The sequence below is a fragment of the Rhodococcus sp. T2V genome (assembly GCF_029269925.1).
Classification (GTDB): Bacteria; Actinomycetota; Actinomycetes; order Mycobacteriales; family Mycobacteriaceae; genus Rhodococcus_F; species Rhodococcus_F koreensis.
Window position 1 is genome coordinate 39,220 of record NZ_JARJBD010000060.1, and the last position, 23,570, is coordinate 62,789.

A 23,570-nucleotide genomic window follows, 5' to 3' on the forward strand; every position below is an offset into this window, starting at 1 on the left:
ACGGCCGTCACACAGCGCACGACTTCCTGCTACCGACGGGTACGCTCTCACCACAAGCTAACCTACGGTTGCGTAGGTTAGCGCCACGCACAGCGAGAAGAGGTGTTCGGTGACCGCTTTCGGCCTCGACGAATTGCCCGTCAAGCCCCGACTGCGAGGGTGGATCCACCTGTGGGCGTTCGGCGTCTCCGTGATCGCCGGCCTCGTCCTCGTCACGCTGTCGGGCACGCAGGTGTCCGGGGAAGCGGCGCTCGCCACCGCGGTCTACAGCCTCACGGTGTGCGGCGTGTTCGGGGTCAGCGCCACCTACCACCGCATCCACTGGAACACCGTCGCGGCCCGCACGTGGATGAAGCGCGCGGACCATTCGATGATCTTCCTGTTCATCGCAGGCAGCTACACCCCGTTCGCGGTGCTGGGTCTGCCGCCCGACACCGGCCGGACGCTGCTGATCGTCGTGTGGGCGGGGGCACTCGCCGGGGTCGCGCTGAAGATGCTGTGGCCGACGGCACCGCGTTGGGTCGGGGTGCCGCTGTACCTGCTGCTCGGCTGGGCCATCGTCCCGGTGGCACCCGAACTGACGCACGAGGTCGGCGTCCTGCCGATGCTGCTGCTGCTGATCGGCGGCATCCTGTACTCGGTCGGGGCGATCCTCTACGCCACCAAGTGGCCCAACCCGTGGCCCACCACGTTCGGGCATCACGAGTTCTTCCACGCCGCCACCGTCATCGCGGCGCTGTGCCACTACATCGCCGTGTGGCTGGTGGTGTTCCGGTAGGCCGGACTACCGGCTCAACGCGGCGGCGAGGTCCTCGGCCGTCGACACCGGGCGGTCGCACACGAACCCGCGGCACACGTACGCCGCCGACGTGCCGCCGACCAGCGGCCGGTCGGCGAGCAGCGGGGACGAATCCGGTTCGCCGCCGACCACGACGGCACCGCCGGGTGCGAGCCTGCGCGCCTCCCGCAGCAGCGCGGAATCGCCGTCGGTGGCCACCGCGACCTGGATCGGGCCGCGCACCGAGGCCTCGGCCACCGCGAGCCAGTGTCCGGCCGATCGCGGTGCGCGCTCCAGGAGCAGCGCGACGCGGTCGAGCGATGCGGCGGCCGCGGTCGCGTACCGGCCCGAGGCGTCCGCGCCGGCCACCGCGGCCGCGGTGAGCAGCGCCTCGGCCAGGCACGACGCCCCGGACGGTGTCGCTCCGTCGACCGGGTCGCGGGGACGGGTCACGAGGGTTTCGGCGTCGTCGGCGGTGTCGAACCAGCTGCCCGGCCGCTCGTCGTCGGCGAAGTGAATCAGAGCGCGATCGAGCAACGACTGCGCGTGCGCCAGCCATTCGGTGCCGCCGGTCGCCTGATACAACGCGAGCAGCCCCGTCGCCAGGCAGGCGTAGTCCTCGAGCACCCCGGCCGGCTCGCCCACCGACGTTCCCAGGGACGCCCGCCGCAGCCGACCGTCCACGACGTGCAAGTCCAGCACCACGCGCGCGCACTCGGCGGCGGCGTCCACCCATTCCGGTCTACCGAGTCCGGCGCCCGCCTCGGCCAGTGCGGTGATCGCGAGGCCGTTCCAGGCGGTGACCACCTTGTCGTCGCGGCCCGGCTGCGGCCGCGTCGCACGACGGGCGAGCAGGGTGTCCCGGATCCGGCGCCAACGGTCCCAGTCGTCCGGGTCGCGCGGGAGCTGCAGCACCGACGCGCCCGCCTCGAACGTCCCGCCCGCGGTCACTGCGAACACCCGGGCCGCCCACTGTCCGTCGTCCGGTCCGAGGACCTCGACGAGCTGCTCCGGGGTCCACACGTACGTGAGTCCCTCGACGCCCTCGGTGTCGGCGTCGAGGGCGGACGCGAACGAACCGTTCCCGGTGCGCAGATCGCGCAGCAGGAACCCGACCGTCTCCTCGGTGACGCGGACGGCCAGGTCCGAACCCGTCCGCCTGCCCAGGTGCGCGTAGGCGCGCAGCAGCTGGGCGTTGTCGTAGAGCATCTTCTCGAAGTGCGGCACCACCCAGGCGGCGTCGACCGAATAGCGGGCGAAGCCGCCGCCGAGCTGGTCGTAGATGCCGCCTCGCGCCATCGCCGACGCCGTCCGCGTCACAACGCCGAGCACGTCCGCGTCACCGGACCGCTCGTACGTGCGCAGCAGGCCTTCCATCAGCGCGGACGGCGGGAACTTGGGGGCTCCCCCGAACCCGCCGCGTTCGGCGTCCTCGTCCCGCAGCACGGTCCCGGCGGCCGCGTCCAGCAGGTCGGCGGTCACCCGGACATCGCCTTCGGGGATGCCGCCGGCCCCGCGCCGCAGTTCCGCGACCACCGAGGCGGCCGCGTCGTCGACGTCGCCGCGGCGGTCCCGCCACGTGTCCGCGATGGCCCCCAGCACCTGGGTGAACGACGGCATCCCGCCACGCGGCTCGGCCGGGTAGTAGGTGCCGCAGTAGAACGGGGCACCGTCCGGGGTGAGGAAACACGTCATCGGCCAGCCGCCCTGGCCGGTCATCGCGACCGTGGCGTTCATGTACACGGCGTCGAGGTCGGGACGCTCCTCGCGGTCGACCTTGACGCACACGAAATGCTCGTTCATCAGCGACGCCACCGCCTCGTCCTCGAAGGACTCGTGGGCCATCACGTGGCACCAGTGGCACGCCGAGTATCCGATCGACAGCAGGATCGGGACGTCCCGTTCCCGCGCCCACTCGGTCGCCTCGGGACCCCACTGCTGCCAGTGCACGGGGTTGTCGGCGTGCTGTCGCAGATAGGGGCTGGTGGACCCAGCGAGCGTGTTGTGTTCGCGTGGGTCCATGTCCAGCTCCTGTCGACTACTTCTGCAGGTTCGGCGGGGTGTCCGTGGGCTTCGGCGGCTCGGTCTTGCCCGCGCCGCCGCCGTGGATCGCGCCGCGGTCGGTGCCCTCGTCCACTTCCTGATCCGGTTCGGGGTGCTCCGGCTCGAACGTCTCGGGCAGGTTCTTGAGCTTCTTGTTCATCGAACGCACCAGCAGCACCACGCCCGCGAGCAGCGCGAGAATGACGACGAGGCCGATGGGCGACGCCTTGCCGAATTCGGGACCGGACGGGGTGCTCGGCGTCTGCGCCAGGATGTCTGCCGCGCCGGCCACGATGTTCACCGTCAGCGCATTCACTGCTGGCCGTCCTCGTGGATGCCCGCGAACAGATCGCTCTCCGGGATGGAGGTGGTGACCCGCGTCTTGGCGAGCTCGAATTCCTCGGTCGGCCAGATCTTCTGCTGGATCTCGAGCGGAACCGCGAAGAACGAGCCGTTCGGGTCGATCTGCGTCGCGTGGGCGCGCAACGCGTCGTCACGCTGCGGGAAATAGTCGCCACACGTGATCTGGGTGGTGACGCGCGCCATCAGGTCGCCCTGCTCGGTCTTCCACTTCTTGAGCCACTCGGCCATCGGGAATTCTTCGCCGCGGCGCTCGTACTCCTCCTGGAACTGCAGGAGGCGCTTCCGGATGAAGCCGTGCGAGTAGTAGACCTTCTGCACCTTCCACGGCTCCCCGGCGTCGGGGAACCGCTCCGGGTCGGCGGCGGCCTCGTAGGCGGCCATCGACACCTCGTGGCAGCGGATGTGATCGGGGTGCGGGTACCCGCCGTTCTCGTCGTACGTGGTCACGACGTGCGGACGGAACTCACGGATGGCGCGCACCAGCGCCTCGGTCGACTCCTCGAGCGGAACGAGCGCGAAGCACCCCTCCGGCAGCGGCGGCTTCGGGTCGCCCTCCGGGAGGCCGGAGTCCACGAATCCCAGCCACTGGTGCTGGACTCCCAGGATCCGCGCGGCCTCGGCCATTTCCTCGATGCGCACCTCGTGGATGCGGTCACGCACCCCGGGCACGTCCATTGCGGGGTTGAGGATGTCGCCACGTTCACCACCGGTCAACGTCACGACCTTCACTTCGTTGCCCTCTGCGGCGTAACGGGCCGTTGTCGCGGCACCCTTGCTCGACTCGTCGTCGGGATGCGCATGGACGGCCATGAGCCGGAATCCGCTCACGTATTCGTTCACCTCAACTTCGCCAGTAGCCGTTGCCGGCTTGTCCGTGTCGCGCGTTCTCGCCTCCGCCATCGCTGACGGCGCACCGACGCACGTCCTCTATAGTTCCACCCGAGAGTTCCGCTTGCAGCCGTGCCCCCGCTCGAGTGCTGTGAGTTACGTGGAACCGGAGCGGTACGAGAGTTGAGAGATGACGAGAACGCTTCCCCCGGGCCGATACACAGCCGCGGCAAAGCCTGCGCGCCCGAAGCGCTGGCTCGTGTGGGCGCTCTCCGCGGCGGTAGTCGTCGTCGGCGTGGTCGTGGCACTCGTCGCATACGACAAGTTCGCCGTCTCCGAGATCGACAGTGAAGCCACATCGTTCGATCTGGTGAGTGATTCGCAGCTCGACATCACGTTCACCGTCACCCGGGAGGATCCGTCCCGGGCCGCGGTCTGCATCGTCCGCTCCCGCTCCAAGGACGGTTCCGAGACCGGCAGGCGCGAGGTGTACATCGCCGGCGGCGACAGCCAGACGGTGAAAGTCACCGCTCCCGTCTACACGTCGCGCCCCCCTGCGATGGGCGACATCTACGGCTGCAGCCTGGACGTTCCTGCCTACCTGACCGGCGGCTGACACCCGCGCAGCCGAGCGACCGTTCGGGTTATTCGGGGTTTGCACTCCCCGATCGTGCTAGAATCGCCTGGTACACGGTTCCGTTTGGAACCGTGTATTGCTGCATTGGCGGCAAGGCGGAAGATGAACGGCCCCGGCCGTCGAATCCGCCGAGCCGTTGATCACTGCTGTTGCAGTGGTCTGTCGAGGGAGCCCGGCGGCTCCAACTACGAGGGAGTGATCGAGATGACCGAGACCCAGGTGACCTGGCTGACCCAGGAGTCACATGACAGGCTCAAGAGCGAACTCGACCAGCTCATTGCCAATCGTCCGGTCATCGCCGCCGAGATCAACGAGCGTCGCGAAGAGGGCGATCTGAAGGAGAACGGTGGCTACCATGCGGCCCGCGAAGAGCAGGGTCAGCAGGAGGCGCGCATCCGTCAGCTCCAGGAACTCCTGAACAGCGCGAAGGTCGGCGAGGCCCCCACCCAGTCCGGTGTCGCACTGCCCGGTTCCGTGGTGAAGGTCTACTACGACGGCGACGAGAAGGACACCGAGACGTTCCTGATCGCGACCCGCGAAGAGGGTGCACGCGACAACAAGCTCGAGGTGTACTCGCCCAACTCTCCGCTGGGTGGCGCACTGCTCGAGGCGAAGGTCGGCGAGACCCGCGAATACACGCTGCCCAACGGCAGCAGCATGAAGGTGACGCTCGTCAGCGCGGAGCCTTACCACAGCTGATCTCGGATCAACCGCCGAAAACTCCGGTCCGGGCCCAGTGCCCGGGCCGGAGTTTTCTGCGTCGAGCCCTGCGGATGTGATCAGAAGACCCGGCGGGCCTTCATGTCGGCGAACACCGGTCCGATGCGCACCACGTCGCCCGTCGTCGGGGCGTGCAGCATCTGGCCGTTTCCGACGTAGATCGCCACGTGACCCGGCCCACCCGACTGCCAGTTGCCGAACAGCAGATCTCCGGGCCTGGCCTCCGACAGCGGCACCTCCACACCGACCTTCCACTGCGTTTCCGACGTGCGGGGCAGTGTGATGCCGGTGGCGGCGTACACGGCGAACGAGGTCAACCCCGAGCAGTCGAACCCGCCGCCGGACGGTCCGTTGATGTTGCCGCCGCCCCACACGTACGGCAGGCCGATGAACCGCATGGCCGCCTCCACGACGCGGCTCGTGTCACCGGCGGCCGCACCGTAGAAGAACGGCGACAGCATCCGCGCGAACGACTCCTCGAGCGATCGGATGCGTGCGACGTACGGCTGCGTTTCGTGCTCGTAGTCGAACTTGCCGACGGGCATGCCCCCGGCCGTCCGGACCGCACCCGCACCGGCGTTGTAGGCGGCGATCGTGAGGTCGAGGGTGTCGCCCTTGACCACGCCCTCCTTCTTCCACCCGTCGATCTGACCGAAGAGGTCGCACAGCATCTGACCGGACGCCATCATCGGGTCGGCGACGCCGTTGATGTCGACCTTGCCGTCGCCGTCCGCATCCTTGCCGTACCTGGCCCAGGCTTCGGGCATGAACTGGCCGGGGCCGCGGGCACCCGCCCGGGACACCGGCGACGTCGCGCCGTAGCGGAACCCGTTCTCGACCGAGTACAGGGCCGCCAGTGTCGGCGGCTTGATGCCCTCGCACAGCGATCCGGCCTTGCGGATCCACGGTGCGAAGACGGCGATGGCGCCGACGGGCGCGAGCGAGACACCGGGAAACCCTGCGGGCACGGACGGGATCAGCGATCCGAGTCCGCTGATGAGGGCCGGTACCCCCGGCAGAGCGGCGAGGCCCCCGATCGCGGTTCCGACGTCGGGGGCACTCATCACGGGGGGCTGGTCGAGCGGGGTGTCCGGCAGGGCCAGTGGCGGTACCGGGGCAGGCGGCGGCACCGCCTCGACGGCGGGTGGCGGCGGAATGTAGGGGTCGGTTGCCTGCTTCACGACATCCGAGGCCTGGGCCACCATCTGCTCGGCCTGCACGCGGGCCGGTTCCGGGAGGATCGATATTGCGTCGTTTACCTGTTTCTGAACGTCGGGTGAGGCCTGCTCGACCACCTGAATTGCTTCTGCTGCTTGATCTTTGACCGGCTGCGGTATGTCCGCTCCCTGAACGATGGCCCCCGCTGCGGTGGTGATCGCCACGATGATCGCCGCTGCATCAACTGACATACGTGCGCTCCTCCTCCTCGGTGCACCTAACCGAGTGAGTTCACGTTACGACGGGGCACAGCAGATGCGAGGCGATTCTGCGGGATTGATCCGTTCCCTACCGTGACCTGCGGGAGAGCGGAACCCGGCGAATCCCGCCGCCCCGATCACCCGCTCACCGGCACGAATCGTTCGCTGAGGATCTCGACCAGGTCGGCCGGATCCGTGGTTTCGTCGTCCAGCGCCTCGACGAGGCGCGCACGCCGATCCTGCGAGATCGGTTCGATTCCCCCGAAGATCTGCCACGTGTCCCCCGCCGGGACGACGCGGGCACAGATCAGATTCCCGACGTGCAGTTGGTGGCTTGCGGTGACTTCCCTGATGTCGCGCCGGTCGCCGGTGCGCAGGTCCCGCAGTGTCAGACCCGCACCCGGCCGGACCTCTTCCACCTCGTGCAGGGACCGTTCGACTTCCTGCCACTGTTGTGCGAGTACGAACTCGTCCGGCGGCAGCAAGTCGCCGCGGCACTCGACGAAGTCGGCGAACGCACCGCCCTCGAAAAGTGCGATGTCGGTGACCAGAGGGTCCTCCAGCGCATCGAACAGCGCCGCGTCACCGGGCCAGTTCTCGGAACGGATTTCGGCGTAATCGACGATCTGATCGCGCCAGCCGAGTTCCTGCGCGTGCAACTTCGCCTTCTGGTACAGCCACCCTGCCCGCTCGGACAAGGCATGGTCGCCCTTGCCGAGGTGGCACGTCTTGTACTTCCTTCCCGACCCGCACCAGCAGGGATGGTTGCGGCCCAGCCCCGGCCGCGGCGTCGGCTGAAAGTATTCGAGCACCGCGTGCAGCGGCTCCGCATCCCCGGCGGCCATCCGGTTCAGTAACGACAGCCCGCGGACTGCATCGCCGCGATCCGAGGCGAAACGGGCAAGGTCGAAGAGAGCGAGATCGAATGCTCCATCCAGGACGAGCGCGTGTTCGTAGTGGTCTTCGGCCTGTTTCGGGAAGCCCTGCATCTCGGTGGCCCGGCCGGCGATCCACGACGCGGCGGCTTTCACTTCGCGCGGTCCCGACACGAGCAGCCGCTGCGCTGCGAGCAGGAGCACCTCGGGATCGACGTCGACGTCGAACAACTCCTGAGCGGCGACTTCCATGACAGCCGGATCGGCGAGGGCCGCGTAGCGCTCCGGCCTTTCGAAGAACCTCGCCTGGATGTCCTGGTCCTCGTCTTCCTCGAGAGCGGTGACCAGCGATACCAGCGTGGCGACGGCCACCGCCGCGTCCATGGGCACCCCGAGCTCGTCGGCGTACACGCCGATCATCAGGTCTCGGCCGTAGGCCTCGAAATCGAATCCGCGACGGGCGACGAGTTGCCCGGACCTGTCGAAGTCGGCTGCCGCGACTATTTCCGCCAACGGCAGCGCCGGCACGGTGAACGCCGTCGGATCGTCGACCAGGAGGTGGCAGACCTCCTCCTCGAGGTCGATCACCGAAGTCTCGCTCAGCCGACGAGTGAGCCGCAGCGCAAGCTCGGGAGCGTCCGCGACCGGCTCGCCGACGAAGTCGAGGCGCACTCCGCCGTCCGTGGCGATCACCGCCAGAAGATCCCCGGGAGAACACTGCGCGAGGGTGCCCCGGGGAAGCATGAGCACTTCCTCGTCCGACCGGTTCGCGCCGACGCCCCCTCTCGCGGCGAGTTCGTCGGCCTCGTCCTCGAAGAACACGACCTCGAAGCCGTCGACGTCGGGGTCCCCGGATGCGAGGCGCGGAAGTGCGCCGAAATCGTCTGGCGCCACGACATCGGCCGAGATCTCCTCCGCGGTGAGGCGGTGCGTGAGGACACGTCCCGCGAGCAGAACGTCGAGCGCCACCCATCGGTCGTCGGGGAGAGTTCCGAGAAGCGGCGCGTCGAACTCCACTACGTTCTCGATCAGGTCGTCGACGCCTCCCCAACCCGAGTCCGCAAGCGCGACTGCGAGCTCCCGGTCGGACAGGGGGCCGCGCTCCCGCAGCACGCCCAGAGCGGCATCGAGCAGTTCCTCATGGTCCGCGATCACGGATCCGATCGTAGTGACGACTCCGTCACAGCGGTGGATGTCGGGTACGACTGCGCACTCGGCGCCGAGAGTCAGATTCTTCCCAGGTTGTTCTAAGGTTCGTCGGGGAAGCTGGTCGGCATGAGTGAAGACCGACGGATTTCCCGCCTGCTTCCCGTTCGCCGCGTGTTGGCGGCAGCCGGAATCGCCGGACTGGTCGCCGGTGGCGGTATGGCGGCGGCCGCTGATCCCGCGACCCCCGATTCGACGGTGGCGGCGCCCCTCGTCTCGGCCGGATTCGGCGCACCGGACGCCGTGTCCAGCGGTTCCTGAGATCCCGCCACCGGAGAACCACCACATGACCAGCGCACGCAGCGCAACCGAATGGTCCACCTGGGGTGTGCACGCACGGATCGTCGTCACCGATCCCGACGCCCTCAGCTCGGCGTCGAACCTGATCCGCGGCTACCTCGCGGCCGCCGATGCCGCCGTCAACCGCGACCGCGCCGACGCCGAGATCCGCGCGCTCGACGAGGGCCCGAACACCGTGACCCCGATGTTGGCGCGGTTCCTCACCGACGCCCTCGCCGCAGCGCGCACCACGGACGGCGCCCTCGACCCCACGGTGTCGGCGCCCGCACCCCACTCGTGGCGGTCGATCACCGTCGACGGCACCGAGGTCACGCTCCCCGCCGGGGTGGAACTCGACCTGACGGCCACCGCCAGGGCGAGTTCCGCCGACCACTGTGCGTCGACGACGGCGGAGTTGCTCGGGTGCGGCGTCCTGGTCGCGCTCGGCGGCGACATCGCCACGGCCGGGACCACACCGCCGGGCGGCTGGCAGGTCCAGGTCCAGGATCTGCCGGGCGATCCCACCTGCCAGGTGTCGATCCCGTCCGGTGCGGCCGTCGCGACCGCCAGCACCGTCAAGCCCCTGCACCCCGACTCGGTCTCGTTGTGGCGGACCGTGTCGGTGGTCGCCGGGTCCTGCACCACCGCGCACGCGTCGAGCACGGCGGCGGTCGGGATGGCCGGCGGCGCGATCGACTGGCTCACCAACCTGGAGTTGCCTGCCCGGCTGGTCGATCAGGAGTTCCGGGTGATCACCCTGGGCGGGTGGCCGAGCTAGGTCCGGCCTACTCCTGCAGGCGGACCGAGTACCGGGCGTCGCGCAGGGCCTCGAGGAGATCCTGGCGGTGTCCGGGACCGCGGGTCTCGACGGTGAGGAACACCTCCACCTCGTCGAGTGCGAGCGCGCCGCCGGTGCGGGAATGGACGACGTCGACGACGCTGGCGCCGTTGCCGCTGATCACGCCGAGCAGGCTGACCAGACCACCCGGTCGGTCCGGAATGGTCACGTGCACACCGAGATACCGTCCCGCGGCCCGGAGACCGTGATTGACGACGTGGGTGAGCAGCAACGGGTCGATGTTGCCGCCGGACAGCACCGCGCACACCTTCCCGGTGAGTCCCAGCTCTTCCGTGGAGCAGCTGATCAACGCGGCCACCGCCGCCGCGCCCGCGGGCTCGACGATGAGCTTCGCGCGTTCGAGGCACAGGAGCAGCGCCCGGGACAGCGCGTCCTCGCTGACCGTGACGATCGCGTCGACCTGGGAGCCGACGTGGGCGAACGGCACGTCTCCGGGGCGGCCGACCGCGATGCCGTCGGCCATGGTCGACATGGTCTCCAGCGGAATCGGGCGACCCTCGACCAGCGAACGCGGCCAGGCCGCCGCCTGCTCGGCCTGGACGCCGACGATCCGCACGTCGGGCCTCGTTGCCCTCACCGCGGCGGCGATACCCGCGATCAGGCCGCCCCCGCCGGTCGGGACGACGATCGTGCCGACGTCGGGTTCCTGCTCGAGGATCTCCAGCCCGACGGTCCCCTGCCCGGCGACGATGTCGACGTGGTCGAAGGGATGGATGAGGACGGCGCCGGTCTCGTCCGCGTACGCCTTCGCGGCGACGAGCGCGTCGTCCACCGTGTCGCCGGTGAGGTGGACGGTCGCGCCGTACGCCTTGGTGGCGACGAGTTTCGGCAGGGGTGCGCCGGTGGGCATGAAGACGGTGGACGGGATGCCCAGTTCGGTGGCCGCCCAGGCCACACCCTGCGCGTGATTGCCCGCACTGGCCGCCACGACCCCGCAGGCCCGTTCCGCGACCGCCAGGTTCGCGATCCGGTTGTACGCACCACGAGGTTTGAAAGATCCTGTGCGCTGCAGATTTTCGCACTTCAGCGACACGACGTGCCCGCATCGTTCCGACAGCGCCCGGGACGCGATCACCGGCGTCCGGCGCATGACGGGGTCCAGCAGCTTACGGGCTGCTCTGATCTGGTCCAGCGTGACAGGCTCCACGCGGGTCAGCATAGGGCGCTCCGCGCCCCGTGCGTGGTTACCGAGTGCAGAGACTCCGTAACCACGCACGGGCGGCGAAGCCGCCTACTTCAGCGCCTGCTCGATGTCGCCCACCAGATCGGCGGCGTCCTCGATGCCGACGGAGAGGCGCACCAGGTCGTCCGGCACCTCGAGGAGCGAACCGGCGGTCGAGGCGTGGGTCATGGCGCCCGGGTGCTCGATCAGCGATTCGACGCCGCCGAGCGACTCGGCCAGCGTGAAGATCTCGGTGCGCGAGCAGAAGTCCAGCGCAGCCTGCTTGCCGCCCGTGAGGCGGACCGAGATCATGCCGCCGAAGCGGCGCATCTGCTTCTCCGCGACTTTGTGGCCGGGGTGCGACTCGAGCCCGGGGTAGATGACCTGCGACACCGCGGGGTGCCCGCTGAGCAGTTCGACGACCTTCTCGGCGTTGTCGCTGTGCCGCTCCATGCGCAGTGAGAGGGTCTTGATGCCGCGGAGGGTGAGGAACGCGTCGAACGGTCCGGGGACCGCGCCTGCCCCGTTCTGCAGGAACGCGAACGCCGTGTCGAGCTCTTCGTCGTTGGTGACGAGTGCGCCGCCGACGACGTCGGAGTGCCCGCCGATGTACTTCGTCGTCGAGTGCAGGGCTATGTCGGCGCCGAGCTGCAGCGGCTGCTGCAGGTACGGCGACGCGAACGTGTTGTCGACGACGATCTTCGCGCCGGCCTCGTGTGCGATGTCGGACAGTGCCTCGATGTCACCGATGTTGAGCAGCGGGTTGGTGGGCGTCTCGACCCACACGAGCTTGGTGTTGGGCCGGATGGCGGCCCGGACCGCGTCGACGTCGGACACCGCGGCGGGCGTGTACTCGATGCCCCACTGGGTGAAGACCTTGTCGATCAGGCGGAACGTTCCGCCGTAGGCGTCGTTCGGGATGACGAGGTGGTCGCCGGGGCGGAGCGCGGCACGGAGCAGGCAGTCGGTGGCGGCCATGCCCGACCCGAAGGCGCGACCGTACGTGCCCGACTCCAGGGCGGCGAGGTTGGCCTCGAGCGGTCGTCGGGTGGGGTTGCCGGTGCGGGCGTACTCGAATCCGTTCCGCATGCCGCCGACGCCGTCCTGGGCGAACGTCGAACTCGCGTAGATGGGGACGTTGACGGCGCCCGTCTGCGGGTCGGGGTCGAATCCTGCGTGCACGGCCTTGGTGGAGAACCCCTGCCAGCTGATGTTGTCCGCTTTGCTGCGCTGCTCACTCATGGCCCCCAGCCTAGTGGGGACCTAATTCTCCAGATACTCCGCGATGGCGAAGGCGACGTCGAGCTTGGTCGCGTCGCTGACGGACGGGTCGAACGCGTTGACGATGATGCTGTGCTCGGGTGTGAGCAGGGCCATGGCCACGACGTCGAGGACCACCCCGCCGAACTCGGCGGACCGGGGGTCTGCGACGACGTTCGTCCCGTTCCGCATCTCGACGATGACGGCGGGATCGGTGACCTGCGGCCTGACCGATGCGGTGATGGTGCTCATCACGTTGGTCGGCCCCTTGGACCACGAGCAGGTCGGATCGGTCGATCCGGGGAGGACGGCCTCGGTGAGATGCGGCCGGTCCGAGACGAGCCGGCCGAGCGCCTTCGTCAGCGCGGCGCAGTCGGCGGACGCTCCGGACGGAGACGTGCCCGAGGACACCGATCCGACGTCGGACGAGCCCGGCTGTGCGACGGCGGCACCCTCGATCCTGTTCCCGCATCCGGCGGCGGCGAACCCGAGCAGGGCGACCGGAACCACCAGGACACGACGCAGACGAGCACTCACTGTGACCTCCCCCTCACGGACAGCGGACCGGCACCCCACTGTGCACCGCACGTTCCGTGCGCAGCGGGGACCGGTCTTACCTCGTCATGCCCTCGACGTGTCGTCTAGGAGCCGGCGCTGAGGAAACCGAGCAGGTCGTGACGGGTGATGACGCCCGCGGGCTTTCCGTCGTCGACGACCATCAGCGCGTCGGTGTCGCCGAGCGCCTTGGTGGCGGCCGACACCGGTTCGCCCGAACCGATGAGCGGGAACGGCTTGCTCATGTGCTTCTCGACCGGGTCGGCCAGGTGTGCGCGTCCCTCGAACACGGCGCTGAGCAGGTCGCGCTCGGTGACGCTGCCCGCCACCTCACCGGCCATGACGGGCGGCTCGGCACCGACGACCGGCATCTGGGACACCCCGTACTCGCGGAGGATCTCGATGGCGTCGCGCAGCGTCTCGGACGGGTGGGTGTGGACGAGGTCCGGGAGTTCGCCGGACTTGCCGCGCAGCACGTCGCCGACGGTCTTCTCGTCGGGTTTGCCGTCGAGCGGGGTGCGGAGGAATCCGTAGGACGCCATCCACTTGTCGTTGAAGATCTTCGACAGGTATCCGCGGCCGCCGTCCGGCAGCAGGACGACGATGACGGCGTCGGGGCCCTCACGCTTGGCGACCTCGAGCGCGGCGACGACGGCCATGCCGCAGGAACCACCGACCAGCAGGCCCTCCTCGCGGGCGAGACGACGGGTCATCTCGAAGGAGTCGGCGTCGGACACGGCGATGATCTCGTCGGGGATGGACGGGTCGTAGGCGCTGGGCCAGAAGTCCTCGCCCACTCCCTCGACCAGGTACGGGCGGCCGGTGCCCCCCGAGTACACGGAACCCTCGGGGTCGGCGCCGATGACCTTGACCTTGCCGCCGGACACCTCCTTGAGGTAGCGACCGGTGCCGGTGATGGTGCCGCCGGTGCCGACGCCCGCGACGAAGTGGGTGATCTTGCCGTCGGTGTCGGCCCAGATCTCGGGGCCGGTGGTCTCGTAGTGGCTCTGCGGGCCGCCCGGGTTGGAGTACTGGTTGGGCTTCCAGCCGCCGGGGAGTTCGCGGGCGAGCCGGTCGGAGACGCTGTAGTAGCTGTCCGGGTGCTCGGGCGCGACCGCGGTGGGGCACACCACGACCTCGGCGCCATACGCCTTGAGGACGTTCCGCTTGTCTTCGCTGACCTTGTCGGGGCACACGAACACGCACTTGTATCCGCGCTTCTGGGCGACCAGCGCGAGGCCGATGCCGGTGTTGCCGGACGTGGGCTCGACGATGGTCCCACCGGGCTTCAGCTCGCCCGACGCCTCCGCGGCGTCGATCATCTTGACCGCGATGCGGTCCTTCGAGCTTCCCCCCGGGTTGAGGTATTCGATCTTGGCTGCAACGGTCCCGTGGTTCTCACCGATGACGGAAGTGAGCTTGACGAGAGGGGTGTTGCCGATCAGGTCGACGACGTGTTCCGCGATGCGCATGCCTCCATGCTCCCAGATGCCCTGATCCGATGCTCACAGACGTCCGGCACGGGGGCCCCGATCCGACTAGATTGGTGCCGACGCAGTCCGCTGGAACCCGTGAGATGAGCACCACGTAGCGGAAAGGTGAGACCAGTGCCCAAGAGGACCTGGCAGACCGGAGTGAAGGCCGGCGCCGCGGCTGTCGTGGCAGGTTCGAGCGCAGGCACGCTGTCGTGGGCGGCGTACTCGTATCTGATGTCGCAGGCGACGGCGGCCCGCGGGGTGATCGGCCACAACGTCGCCAAGCCGCCGGAGGCCGACGGCGTCTACTCCCCCGGCGCGGCGGTGCCCGAACGCTGGCTGCGGACCACCCCGTACGACGTCCACTTGATGATTTTCGGCGACTCCACCGCCGCCGGGGTGGGCTGTTTGTCGGCGGAGGAGGTGCCCGGCGTGCAGATCGCGCGGCGCCTCGCCGACGAGACAGGGAAGCGGATCCGGCTGAGCACCAAGGCCATCGGCGGTGCCACGTCCCGCGGGCTCAGCGGTCAGGTGGACGCGATGTTCGTCGCCGGGCCGCCGCCGGACGCCGCGGTGATCCTCGTCGGCGCCAACGACGTGACGAGCAAGAACTCCATCCGGGCGTCGGCGCGCAGGCTCGGGGAGGCCGTCGAACGGCTCCGCGCCCACGACTGCGCCGTCGTCGTCGGGACCTGTCCCGATCTGGGGGTGGTGACGGCGATTCCGCAGCCCCTGCGTACCGTCGTCCGGACCTGGGGACTACGACTGGCCCGGGCGCAGGCGGCCGCGACCAGCGCGGCGGGCGGCCACCCGGTGGCACTCGCCGACCTGCTGGCCCCCGAGTTCCTGGCGGCACCCGACCGGATGTTCTCCTCCGACCACTTCCACCCGTCGGCGGCCGGCTACGAATTGGCGGCCATCCAGATCGTGCCCGTACTCGCGACGGCCCTGGGCATGTGGCACGGCGGACCGCTGCCCGATCTGCCGGAGGTGTCGGAGGCCGCGGAATCACGCAAGCTGTCGACCCGGATAACGGCTTCGCTCAACCGTTTTCTGTGGCGACGCGACGTCCGGCGACGCGCACCCGCCCGCCTCGACGAACTCCTCGCGATCGAGGAAGCGTCCGCGCCCGGGACGCGACGGGTCGCTGAGTGAGATGGCGGCGACCCCGGCGGCGCCCGGCAACGTAAGTTGTCGGAAAGGCCACAGAACGGGTGGTCTGAAACACAGTGCAGACACCCGCAGTTGACAAAGGAGTTTTCATGCCCGAGGCAGTCATCGTCTCCGCAGTACGCTCACCGATCGGCCGAGCCATGAAGGGCTCGCTCAAGACCATCCGCCCGGATGATCTGACGACGCAGATGGTGGCCGCGGCGCTGGCGAAGATCCCCGAACTCGACCCCACCGAGATCGACGACCTGCTCCTCGGCTGCGGCCAGCCCGCCGGACAGTCGGGCTTCAACATCGCCCGCGTCGTCGCAGTGGAACTGGGTTACGACTTCCTGCCCGGCGTCACCGTCAACCGCTACTGTTCGTCCTCACTGCAGACCACCCGGATGGCGCTGCACGCGATCAAGGCCGGCGAGGGCGACGTCTTCATCTCCGCCGGTGTCGAGTCGGTGTCCAGCTTCGTCACCGGCAACGCCGACGGCCTGCCGAACACCAAGAACGCGAGGTTCGCCGACGCCGAGGCACGCACCGCGAACCTCGCCGAGGGCGGTGTCGCCTGGACCGACCCCCGCGAGAACGACCAGATTCCCGACGTCTACATCGCCATGGGGCAGACCGCCGAGAACGTCGCTTCGGCCACCGGCATCACCCGCGAGGAGCAGGACCGCTGGGGCGTCCGCTCGCAGAACCGCGCGGAGGAAGCGATCAAGAACGGCTTCTTCGAGCGGGAGATCACCCCGGTCACCCTCCCCGACGGCACCGTCGTCAGCACCGACGACGGCCCCCGCGCCGGCACCACGTACGAGGGCATCAGCCAGCTGAAGCCGGTGTTCCGACCCGACGGCACCGTCACCGCCGGTAACGCGTGCCCCCTCAACGACGGCGCCGCCGCCCTGGTCATCATGTCCGACACGAAAGCGAAGGCCCTCGGCCTGACCCCGCTGGCCCGCATCGTGTCCACCGGGGTGTCCGGCTTGTCGCCCGAGATCATGGGTCTCGGCCCGATCGAGGCCGTCAAGAAGGCACTCGCCATCGCGGGCAAGTCCATCTCCGACATCGACCTGTTCGAGATCAACGAGGCGTTCGCCGTGCAGGTTCTCGGTTCCGCCCGCGAACTGAACATCGACGAGGACAAGCTGAACATCTCCGGCGGCGCCATCGCCCTCGGCCACCCGTTCGGCATGACCGGCGCCCGCATCACCAACACCCTGCTGAACAACCTCCGCGAGCAGGACAAGACGTTCGGCGTCGAGACCATGTGCGTCGGCGGCGGTCAGGGCATGGCGATGGTCCTCGAGCGCCTGAGCTAGGCGGCTCCGCCGCCTGTGCGTGGTTGACGAGTGCAGAGGCTCGTTAACCACTCACGGGCGCGAAGCGCGAAAAGGCCCCGAGAGCTTCCGCTCCCGGGGCCTTCTTCGCGCTTTCGCGCCTAGTCGCTGTTGAAGTAGCTCAGCAGTCGCAGGATCTCGACGTACAGCCACACCAGGGTGACGGTGAGTCCGAAGGCGACGCCCCACGCTGCCTTCTCCGGCGCCTGGGCGCGGATCAGCTGGTCGGCGGCGTCGAAGTCCAGCAGGAAGCTGAACGCGGCGATGCCGATGCAGACGAGGCTGAAGATGATCGCCACGGGACCGCCGTCGCGGAGGCCGAGGCCGCCTTCTGTGAAGAAGCTGGCAATCAGGTTGCCGAGGGCGAGGACGACGACACCGATGAGGGCGCCGATGATCATCCGCGTCAGGCGGGGTGTGACCCGGATGGCGCCGGTCTTGTAGACGACGAGCATGCCGAAGAACACGCCGAACGTGCCGAGCACGGCCTGCCCGATGAGCGCCGCACCGCCGACTCCACCGAAGGTGACGTCGGTGAACATGAACGACAGCGCGCCCAGGAACAGGCCCTCCGCGACCGCGTAGGCGAGGACGATGCCCGGGTTGTCCATCTTGCGGCCGAACGTGGCCACGAGGACCAGTACGAGACCGACGAGGCCGCCGCCGATGACGAGCGGGGTCGCCAGGTTCGCGTCGTTGCTCACCAGGAAGTAGGAGATGATCGCCGACACCGTGAGCACGCCGAGCGTGACGCCTGTCTTGGTGACGACGTCGTCGATGGTCATCGAACGGTGGTCGGGACCCGTCCGGTAGGGCTCGGCCTGCGTGTACTGCGGCTGACCGAACTGCTGCGTGACCTGCGCGGCGCCGGCCGTCGTAGATCCGAACGAGGCGTATCCGCCGCTGCCCTCTTGTTTGGGCAGGTTGCGGAACACCGGGTTACTGGTGGTGCGCACCGTGCACATCCCTTCTCGTGGCTCGCCGGGTGGATCCGGGTGTCTTGTACGTTGAACGTCCCGCACCCACCGCAAGTTCCCGTTCGTCGCTTTCGGGTCGGACAATTCGGACTCTACCGGTGCCGCGGGGACACTCGCCAGACGAGGCCGGTCGGCGTGGCGGTCAGGCCACCGACCGGGTGACCGTGAACTTGGGATTCCGCCCGACCACGTCGGTTCTCCCGACGAGCCGCTGCAACCGGCCCCGGTATCCGAGGTGGGAGTTGTACACGGTCCACAACTCTCCGCCGGGCCGGAGCACGCGGCCGGCTTCGGCGAACATCTTCGACGCCCCACCGGTGTGGACGGCCGCGCCGACGTGGAACGGCGGGTTGCACAGGACGACGTCCTGACTGTCGGTCGCGAGGCTGGACATGGCGTCGTCGCGCAGGGTGGACACCCGCCCGTCGAGCCCGTTGGCGCGGGCGGTCGCGGCAGCAGACGCCACCGCCGCCGACGACTGGTCCGTCGCGATCACCGCCACCTCCGGGAGGAGGCGGGCCAGGCCGACGGCGAGGATGCCGGTTCCGCAGCCGAGGTCCACCGCGGCCCGTGCCCGGGGGTTCACCCGGGGCAGGAAGTCGAGGAGGTATCGGGTCCCGATGTCCAGTTTGGGGCCGGCGAACGCCGCCCCGTAGGAGACGACGTCCAGCCCGATCTCGGCGAGGTGATCGGTGACGGGGTACGTCTGCTGCGCCGAGTCCCGCGGTCCGCGCGCGATCAGCACCCGCGACTTCTGTCTGCCGAGGGTGGCGCGGACGTCGGAGAACGACCGCCCCAGCACGTCGTTCATGGCGGTGGAGATGTGCTTGTTGCGTCCGCCCGCGTAGACGACGACGGACGGATCGGCGTGGCGGGCGATCGTCTCGGCGACCTCGGTGAGCTCGCCGAGGCTCCGCGGCAGCTGCATCAGCACGACCGTCGCCCCCGCGAGCAGTTCCTCGCCGAGCGCGCAGGCCCGGTACCGGTCGGCGAGCCCGACGGTCGCGGCGTTGGCGGCCAGCGCCAGTTCGCCGGTCAGCGGGTCCTGGTGCACGCGGATTCCGGTGGCACCGTGCGTCGCCGCGGCGCCGAGGGTGAGGGCGCCGTAGTGGTCGCCGATCACGGTGAGCGTCCCGGGAGACGCCGCGGACAGCGCGGCCGCGGCCTCGTCGAGGATCAGCCGGTCGGCGGCGTCGACGGCCGTCAGGTTGGGGGCCTCGACGTCGGGGCGTCGACGCAGCCGGGAGAACAGGTCGTCCCGGTCGAACGCTTCGGAGTCGAGCACGTTACCGGGACACCCACTGCGCGACGTGAGCGACGGGTTCCCGGTGGGTGCGGAATCCGTTGACGGGGTTCTCGGTGTCGGGATACCCGAACGAGATCGCGCAGACCACCCTGCGGTCCGCCTCGAGCGCGAAGAAGTCGTGGATGAACCGCGAACTTCCCGCGACGGCGGCCTGCGGGATCGTCGCCACTCCGAGGCTCTGCGCGGCGAGCAGGAACGTCTCGACGTACAGGCCGCAATCCACGGCGCCGTAGGTGCCGAGTGCTTCGTGAGTGGTCACGATCGCGACGTGCGGCGCCCCGAACAGGTCGAAGTTCTTCATCGTCTGCTCGGCGGACGCGGCCCGGTCGCCGGGGGCGATCCCGACGCTGGCGTACAGCTGCATGGCGCACTCGCGGCGGCGTTGCTTGTGTTCGCCCACGTATTCGCGCGGCCAGTCGAAGTCGGACTCCTGCGGGTGGGTGCGGACGTACTCCGCCAGCCCGGCGCGGAACCGCTCGGTGCCCTCCCCGTCGGTGATCGCGACCTGCCACGGCTGCGTGTTGCACCACGACGGCGTCTGCTGCGCGAGTTCGAGGATCCTCTCGATCACGTCGCGCGGCACCTGCTCCGGCAAGTATGCCCTGCAACTGATTCGCGCGTCGAGGAGCTGGGCCAGGGTGCGCTCGGCCGGGGTCGTGCGCGCTGTCGCAATGCCGGTATCCGTCACCGTCGAATTCTCCTCGGGTCTACTCGTTCTCGAACACCGCTCTCCGTGTCACACGACCGCGATATGCTGGCGTCAGTGCACCGAGAAGGTGATTTCATTGAGTGTGCCACGACACCCGGAAAGCAGTTCCGGGCCGACCGACTCGGATCCGCAGGCTACCAAGCGGATCGTCGTGACCGACATCGTCGCGGAGCTGTCTTCGGAAGGATTCGACGACGCCCGCGAGATCGGCCGGGGAGGGTTCGGGGTCGTGTACCGCTGCCTGCAGACGGCCCTCGACCGCACGGTCGCGATCAAGGTGCTGTCGTCCGATCTGGACGGCGAAGACCGGGAACGTTTCCTGCGCGAGCAGCGTGCGATGGGAAAATTGTCGGGGCATCCGCACGTGGTCGACATCCTGCAGTCCGGGGTGACACGCAGTGGCAGGCCCTACATCGTGATGCCGTATCACCAGCGCAACTCGCTGGACGCCTGGATTCGCCGCGAAGGGCCGCTGCCGTGGAGTGAAACGCTGCGCATCGGCGTGAAGCTGGCCGGCGCTCTGGAGACGGCGCACCGCCTCGGCACGCTGCACCGCGACGTGAAGCCCGCGAACATCCTGCTCACCGGATACGGGGAACCACAGCTCACCGACTTCGGCATCGCGCGCGTCTCGGGGGGTTTCGAGACGACGTCGAGCATGATCACCGGTTCGCCGGCGTTCACGGCCCCGGAGGTCCTGCGCGGTGACGCGCCGTCCGCGTCCTCCGACGTGTACAGCCTGGGCGCCGCGCTGTTCTGTCTTCTGACCGGGCATGCCGCGTTCGAGCGGCGGAGCGGCGAGCGGCTCGTCGCGCAGTTCCTCCGCATCGCCACGCAACCCGTTCCGGATCTGCGGGGCGAGGACATTCCCGACGACGTGTGCACTGCCATCGAGCGGGCCATGTCCGAGGAACCGACCGACCGACCGGAATCTGCAGCGGAATTCGGGCAGGAACTCCGCGACATCGAACGCAGGCACGGACTCGACGTCGACGAGATGGCGCTCCCCGCCGCGGCGGACGAGTTCCCGCGCACCGAGCACAGTTCGACGCCGACCACGCAGTCCGGGCGCAGTCGCAGCTACCGGCGGCGGTCGGGTGCCACCCCGCCGAGCGCCGCCGCCCGGTTCCGGCCGCCGACCCCGATGCGTTCGCTGGTGGAGCGCACCCGCCTCCTGGATCTGCTGCGGCTGGGCCAGCGGCGGCGGTTGACGCTCATCCACGCCCCCGCCGGGTTCGGGAAGAGCACCGTCGCGGCCCAGTGGCGCGACGTCCTCATCGAGGACGGCGCCGCCGTCGCCTGGTTGACGGTGGACAACGACGACAACAACGTCGTGTGGTTCCTGTCCCACCTCGTCGAGGCGATCCGCCGGGCCGAGCCGACGCTCGCGGACGAACTGGGGCAGGCGCTCGACGAGAACGGCGCCGACGCGGAACGGTTCGTGCTCACGTCGCTGGTGAATCAGGTCCACGACAGCCGCCGGCACGTGGTGGTGATGATCGACGACTGGCACCGTGTCACGTCATCGGACACGATCGCGGCGATGGACTTCATCCTGGAGAACGGCTGCCATCACCTGCAGATGGTGGTGAGCAGCCGTAGCCAGGAAGGACTTCCGCTCGCCAAGATGCGGGTGCGTGACGAGCTCGTCGAAATCGACTCCGTGGCTTTGCGTTTCGACCTCACAGAGTCGCAGCGGTTCCTGGTCGACCTCGGCGGACTGCACCTCGACGACTCCGACGTGGAGGCGCTGGAGGAGACCACGGACGGGTGGGTGGCGGCGCTGCAACTGGCGTCGCTTTCGCTGCGCGATCGCGCCGATCCCGGCGACCTCATCCGGCACATGTCGGGCCGCCATCACGCGATCGGCGAGTACCTGGCGGAGAACGTGCTCAGCACTCTCGAGCCTGCACTGCTCGACTTCATGCTGGCCACGTCGATCACCGAGCGGGTGTGCGGCGACCTCGCGTGCGTGCTGGCGAACGTGACCCGCGGTCAGGCCCTGCTCGAGCAGGTCGAATCGCGCGACCTGTTCCTGCGCAGCCTCGACGAGGACCGGGAGTGGTTCGAGTACCACCACCTGTTCGCCGAATACCTGCGCCGACGGCTCGAGCGCGATCATCCGTCGCGCGTCGCGGATCTGCACCGTGCGGCCGCGCACTGGTTCGCCGATCACCACTACGTCAGCGACGCAGTGGATCACGCGCTGGCGGCGGGCGATCGCGACGTGGCCGTCGCGGTGGTCGAGGAACAGGGCATGTACCTGGTGGAGCATTCGCGGATGGTCGCGCTGCTCGGCCTGGTCGACAAGCTGCCGCAGACGCTGGTCGAGTCCAGTCCGCGCATCCAGATCGCGGTGGCGTGGGCGAACATCCTGCTGCAGCGGGTGTCGCCGGCGCTCAAGGCGCTGTCGCTGGTCGCGTCGAGCCTCGAGTCCTCGGCGCTGAGCGAGTCCGAGCAGGCGGACATCCGGGTGGAGGCCGACATCGTCCGCGCCGTGATCGCGGTGTCGTCCGATCGCATCGCCGGAGTGCCCGACCTCATCGCGGAATGTCTGGCCCGACCGGAAACCCTACGCGCGTGGGTGGTCTCGGCGGGGTCCAATCTCGCCTCCGCGGTCGCGATCGCCCAGTTCGATTTCGTGGAAGCGCGCCGCCTGCAGGAGTGGGCCACCGGCTACCACCAGCGGACCATCGGACCGTTCAGCAAGATGTACGGCTACTGCTTCGCCGGTATCGCCGCGATGGAGCAACTCGACATCACCGCGGCCGAGGACAACTTCCGGCTGGCCGTGCAGACCGCGACGAAATCGATCGGCTCGCACTCGCACGCCGCACGTCTCGCGGGGGCGCTCCTGGGCGAGCTGATGTACGAACTGGGTCGCCTCGACGAGGCCGAGCGACTTCTCGACGAGAGCTACGAACTCGGACCGGAGGCAGGCATAGTCGATTTCATGATCGCCCGGTTCGTCACGGGCGCCCGGCTGAAGGCGGCACGCGGCGACGTCGTGTCCGCTGCCCGGCACCTCGACGAGGGGGCGTCCGCGGCGGCCTCGCTGGGACTGCCCCGGCTGCGGGCCCGGGTCGAGAACGAGCGGGTCCGGCTCGGCCTGCCCGCCTCGCCGCAGCCGCCGCCCACTGCCGGGAAACCCACCCGGGAACCCGATTTCGGTTTCGCCGAGATCATCGCGCAGCTCGACGACGCCACCGAGATCCGGAAGCAGTCGGCGGTCGAGCCCGACGTCGCGTGTCGCCGCGCGCAGGAGTGGGTGCGCCGGGTCGAGCAGGACCGCAGGCCGAGGGCGGCGATGCAGGCCAATCGCCTGCTCGTCGCGTGCCTGGTCGCCGCGGGACGGGTCGACGAAGCGAAGCCGGTGCTGGCGTCCATCGCCGCGACGTGTGTGCGAATCGGCTTCGTGCGCTATCTGATCGACGGCGGTCCGCGCATGGTGCCCGCCCTGACGGCGCTGCTCGAGGACAGGCGAGCGGGCCGGTGGCCGTCCGACTGGCCGGATGTTCCGGCGGAGTTCCTGGCCGCGGCACTGGAGACGGCGACGCCGATCGAGAGCTAGGTAGCTAAAAGCGGCGTAGCCAGATTATTGAGTCAAGTTTTGTGATGTTCG

General features: G+C 69.1%; 20 protein-coding genes. 8 read left to right on the forward strand and 12 right to left on the reverse strand.

Annotated elements, in window-relative coordinates:
* Positions 1–109: 109 nt before the first annotated feature.
* The gene (locus P3H15_RS35825; RefSeq protein WP_124389422.1) at positions 110–778 is read left to right on the forward strand and encodes a hemolysin III family protein; all 669 of its coding nucleotides are present in this window, start codon (positions 110–112) and stop codon (positions 776–778) included.
* A 6-nt stretch (positions 779–784) separates the two neighbouring features.
* Here the strand turns inward: P3H15_RS35825 and P3H15_RS35830 are convergent, their stop codons facing one another.
* The 3 genes from P3H15_RS35830 to mca are packed head-to-tail and all read right to left on the reverse strand — an operon-like array spanning position 785 to position 4,012.
* Positions 785–2,800, reverse strand: a complete 2,016-nt coding sequence (locus P3H15_RS35830; RefSeq protein WP_276141589.1) for a thioredoxin domain-containing protein — start codon at positions 2,798–2,800, stop codon at positions 785–787.
* A gap of 16 nt (positions 2,801–2,816) precedes the next feature.
* Entirely contained in the window at positions 2,817–3,137 is a 321-nt protein-coding gene (locus P3H15_RS35835) for a hypothetical protein (RefSeq protein WP_072940693.1), read from the reverse strand.
* The gene (gene mca / locus P3H15_RS35840; RefSeq protein WP_276141591.1) at positions 3,134–4,012 is read right to left on the reverse strand and encodes a mycothiol conjugate amidase Mca; all 879 of its coding nucleotides are present in this window, start codon (positions 4,010–4,012) and stop codon (positions 3,134–3,136) included. The genes P3H15_RS35835 and mca overlap by 4 nt, the downstream gene beginning before the upstream one ends.
* A 190-nt stretch (positions 4,013–4,202) precedes the next feature.
* Between mca and P3H15_RS35845 the strand changes: the two genes are divergently transcribed.
* Entirely contained in the window at positions 4,203–4,628 is a 426-nt protein-coding gene (locus P3H15_RS35845) for a DUF4307 domain-containing protein (protein WP_072940696.1), read from the forward strand.
* A gap of 225 nt (positions 4,629–4,853) precedes the next feature.
* Positions 4,854–5,348, forward strand: a complete 495-nt coding sequence (gene greA / locus P3H15_RS35850; RefSeq protein ID WP_005238978.1) for a transcription elongation factor GreA — start codon at positions 4,854–4,856, stop codon at positions 5,346–5,348.
* Between the two features lie 80 nt (positions 5,349–5,428).
* Here the strand turns inward: greA and P3H15_RS35855 are convergent, their stop codons facing one another.
* Together P3H15_RS35855 and P3H15_RS35860 are read right to left on the reverse strand one after the other, a co-directional pair.
* The gene (locus P3H15_RS35855) at positions 5,429–6,778 is read right to left on the reverse strand and encodes a bifunctional lytic transglycosylase/C40 family peptidase (protein WP_276141592.1); all 1,350 of its coding nucleotides are present in this window, start codon (positions 6,776–6,778) and stop codon (positions 5,429–5,431) included.
* A gap of 146 nt (positions 6,779–6,924) precedes the next feature.
* On the reverse strand, positions 6,925–8,817 hold the full coding sequence (locus tag P3H15_RS35860; protein ID WP_276141593.1) for a YecA family protein: 1,893 nt from the start codon (positions 8,815–8,817) through the stop codon (positions 6,925–6,927).
* A gap of 120 nt (positions 8,818–8,937) precedes the next feature.
* Here P3H15_RS35860 and P3H15_RS35865 point away from each other — a divergent pair, with 120 nt between their 5' ends.
* Together P3H15_RS35865 and P3H15_RS35870 are read left to right on the forward strand one after the other, a co-directional pair.
* On the forward strand, positions 8,938–9,129 hold the full coding sequence (locus tag P3H15_RS35865) for a hypothetical protein (RefSeq protein ID WP_009479096.1): 192 nt from the start codon (positions 8,938–8,940) through the stop codon (positions 9,127–9,129).
* Between the two features lie 25 nt (positions 9,130–9,154).
* Complete coding sequence (locus P3H15_RS35870; protein WP_276141594.1) at positions 9,155–9,925, forward strand: FAD:protein FMN transferase; 771 nt, start codon at positions 9,155–9,157, stop codon at positions 9,923–9,925.
* Between the two features lie 7 nt (positions 9,926–9,932).
* Here the strand turns inward: P3H15_RS35870 and ilvA are convergent, their stop codons facing one another.
* The 4 genes from ilvA to P3H15_RS35890 form a co-directional block, all read right to left on the reverse strand.
* Positions 9,933–11,165 (reverse strand): threonine ammonia-lyase, encoded by a 1,233-nt coding sequence (gene ilvA / locus P3H15_RS35875; RefSeq protein ID WP_276141595.1) that lies wholly within the window; start codon positions 11,163–11,165, stop codon positions 9,933–9,935.
* 72 nt (positions 11,166–11,237) lie between these two features.
* Complete coding sequence (locus tag P3H15_RS35880; protein WP_276141596.1) at positions 11,238–12,410, reverse strand: cystathionine gamma-synthase; 1,173 nt, start codon at positions 12,408–12,410, stop codon at positions 11,238–11,240.
* Positions 12,411–12,431: 21 nt separating this feature from the next.
* A complete protein-coding gene (locus tag P3H15_RS35885) occupies positions 12,432–12,965 on the reverse strand; it encodes a hypothetical protein (protein ID WP_276141597.1) in 534 nt (177 codons plus the stop codon).
* Between the two features lie 104 nt (positions 12,966–13,069).
* The gene (locus P3H15_RS35890) at positions 13,070–14,455 is read right to left on the reverse strand and encodes a cystathionine beta-synthase (RefSeq protein ID WP_276141598.1); all 1,386 of its coding nucleotides are present in this window, start codon (positions 14,453–14,455) and stop codon (positions 13,070–13,072) included.
* A gap of 135 nt (positions 14,456–14,590) precedes the next feature.
* Here P3H15_RS35890 and P3H15_RS35895 point away from each other — a divergent pair, with 135 nt between their 5' ends.
* Together P3H15_RS35895 and P3H15_RS35900 are read left to right on the forward strand one after the other, a co-directional pair.
* A complete protein-coding gene (locus P3H15_RS35895; protein WP_276141599.1) occupies positions 14,591–15,613 on the forward strand; it encodes an SGNH/GDSL hydrolase family protein in 1,023 nt (340 codons plus the stop codon).
* 107 nt (positions 15,614–15,720) lie between these two features.
* Positions 15,721–16,938 (forward strand): acetyl-CoA C-acetyltransferase, encoded by a 1,218-nt coding sequence (locus P3H15_RS35900; protein ID WP_276141600.1) that lies wholly within the window; start codon positions 15,721–15,723, stop codon positions 16,936–16,938.
* A 119-nt stretch (positions 16,939–17,057) separates the two neighbouring features.
* Here the strand turns inward: P3H15_RS35900 and P3H15_RS35905 are convergent, their stop codons facing one another.
* From P3H15_RS35905 to P3H15_RS35915, 3 genes are all read right to left on the reverse strand, one after another.
* Positions 17,058–17,912 carry a Bax inhibitor-1/YccA family protein gene (locus tag P3H15_RS35905; protein WP_174705482.1) on the reverse strand — a complete coding sequence of 285 codons (855 nt, stop codon included), beginning with the start codon at positions 17,910–17,912 and terminating at the stop codon, positions 17,058–17,060.
* A 163-nt stretch (positions 17,913–18,075) separates the two neighbouring features.
* Positions 18,076–19,218, reverse strand: a complete 1,143-nt coding sequence (locus P3H15_RS35910) for a class I SAM-dependent methyltransferase (RefSeq protein WP_276141601.1) — start codon at positions 19,216–19,218, stop codon at positions 18,076–18,078.
* A gap of 1 nt (position 19,219) precedes the next feature.
* Entirely contained in the window at positions 19,220–19,927 is a 708-nt protein-coding gene (locus tag P3H15_RS35915) for a nitroreductase (protein WP_276141602.1), read from the reverse strand.
* Positions 19,928–20,030: 103 nt separating this feature from the next.
* Here P3H15_RS35915 and P3H15_RS35920 point away from each other — a divergent pair, with 103 nt between their 5' ends.
* Entirely contained in the window at positions 20,031–23,519 is a 3,489-nt protein-coding gene (locus P3H15_RS35920; RefSeq protein ID WP_276141603.1) for a serine/threonine-protein kinase, read from the forward strand.
* Positions 23,520–23,570 lie beyond the last annotated feature (51 nt).

Bases quoted from the DNA above. Each gene is read 5' to 3' on its own strand.
- P3H15_RS35845 (WP_072940696.1), top strand. From the start codon at position 4,203: ATGACGAGAACGCTTCCCCCGGGCCGATACACAGCCGCGGCAAAGCCT.
- P3H15_RS35865 (WP_009479096.1), top strand. From the start codon at position 8,938: ATGAGTGAAGACCGACGGATTTCCCGCCTGCTTCCCGTTCGCCGCGTG.
- ilvA (WP_276141595.1), bottom strand. From the start codon at position 11,165: ATGCTGACCCGCGTGGAGCCTGTCACGCTGGACCAGATCAGAGCAGCC.
- P3H15_RS35880 (WP_276141596.1), bottom strand. From the start codon at position 12,410: ATGAGTGAGCAGCGCAGCAAAGCGGACAACATCAGCTGGCAGGGGTTC.
- P3H15_RS35890 (WP_276141598.1), bottom strand. From the start codon at position 14,455: ATGCGCATCGCGGAACACGTCGTCGACCTGATCGGCAACACCCCTCTC.
- P3H15_RS35830 (WP_276141589.1), bottom strand. From the start codon at position 2,800: ATGGACCCACGCGAACACAACACGCTCGCTGGGTCCACCAGCCCCTAT.
- P3H15_RS35855 (WP_276141592.1), bottom strand. From the start codon at position 6,778: ATGTCAGTTGATGCAGCGGCGATCATCGTGGCGATCACCACCGCAGCG.
- greA (WP_005238978.1), top strand. From the start codon at position 4,854: ATGACCGAGACCCAGGTGACCTGGCTGACCCAGGAGTCACATGACAGG.
- P3H15_RS35870 (WP_276141594.1), top strand. From the start codon at position 9,155: ATGACCAGCGCACGCAGCGCAACCGAATGGTCCACCTGGGGTGTGCAC.
- P3H15_RS35900 (WP_276141600.1), top strand. From the start codon at position 15,721: ATGCCCGAGGCAGTCATCGTCTCCGCAGTACGCTCACCGATCGGCCGA.